The organism is Microcoleus sp. OTE_8_concoct_300 (genome assembly GCF_031383065.1).
Taxonomy (GTDB): Bacteria; Cyanobacteriota; Cyanobacteriia; order Cyanobacteriales; family Microcoleaceae; genus Microcoleus.
In genome coordinates, this window is record NZ_JANMZH010000453.1 from 1 (window position 1) to 1,169 (window position 1,169).

A 1,169-nucleotide genomic window follows, 5' to 3' on the forward strand; every position below is an offset into this window, starting at 1 on the left:
ATCATCAAATATCCATTCTTATTAAGAAACCCTGAAAGCTTTTATTTTCGTACCTATTGAGAATCAAGCTGTTGATTTAGCGAAGGCTTTAATTCTAGAAGTCCTTCTGTGACTACGTTTCAGATACCTGAATCCTTACGATAAACTGAAAGAAGAAAAGCCGTCAAGGGAAGGACGGGGCTTTAGACCCATTATTTCCGGTAAATTGACGTTTTGAGGATATTGAATGGACTGCTTGTCATCAGAAAAATGGGTAGAAACCCCGTGCTTTTAGCACGGCTTTACATTTAATTTGAATCCCCTCCCGGGGTGGAGGGGTATGGTTGCCCCAAGGCGTGAGGTATGGTTGCCTCAAACTCCCATTTCTGGGGTAGAAGAGACGACCTGCCAGGTCGTCTGTACTTCGCCTTTGTTTAGTGAGCTTGCGCCGGCTAGCAACACTGTCGAGCGTGACCTTAAGACTGTTTAGTTGCAAGCGATAGAGCGGAAAACTAGCTTCGCATTCTCCGGTATCGTGACTCAAAAAACGTAGTCAGTAAAGACTTAGGCCCTAGGGGAACGGCTTGTTAGATTTCTCCTTCAAGCCTCATGCCGTCAGGGCTGAGGTTCCTGACGCTTGCTCTTGAATTTTGGGTAAGATGCGTGACCTTCAAAGAAATTGACAAAGGCTCTGGAAAGATTGAGAGAGACACTTTGCAGCACTTGGCTGTAAGTTTCACTCAACCACTCCTATTCCTTCTTGAGAGAGGGCAAACGACTGTTCATCCCAATCTGAGATCAGCCTTTAACCGTCTCTTTGTACAGCTCGTTCGTTGCGTTGAGTGAATTATTCCAGAACCATCTTGCACAGCCAAACGCTTTCGATAGCGATGCTTTCTGCTCAACAGTCGGATAAATTCGTACCTTGACAACGTTTTTCATAAGAAACATTCGGTAAGTGGGTTCCGAGCGTGGCTTCAGCCCGCTCGTGGGAAACGACTCGGCGGTTTCAACCGCCTTGAATCCCCTTGCGGGGTTGGAGAGGTATGGTTGCCTCTGGGGTGAGGTATGGTTGCCTCAATCTCCTTTTGGGGTAGAAGAGACGACCTGCCAGGTCGTCTGTACTTCGCCAAGGTTATCGGGGCTTGTCACGCTTACAGCACTGTCGAGAGTGACTTTAAGACTGTTTA

Annotated in this window: 1 protein-coding gene; it reads right to left on the reverse strand. The window is 47.1% G+C overall.

Going from position 1 to position 1,169, the window contains the following annotated elements:
- Positions 1–777: 777 nt before the first annotated feature.
- Positions 778–930: a helix-turn-helix domain-containing protein gene (locus tag ACUVJL_RS20660; RefSeq protein ID WP_445247546.1), complete on the reverse strand. Its 153-nt coding sequence runs from the start codon at positions 928–930 to the stop codon at positions 778–780.
- Between the last annotated feature and the right edge of the window lie 239 nt (positions 931–1,169).

Bases quoted from the DNA above. Each gene is read 5' to 3' on its own strand.
- ACUVJL_RS20660 (WP_445247546.1), bottom strand. From the start codon at position 930: ATGTTTCTTATGAAAAACGTTGTCAAGGTACGAATTTATCCGACTGTT.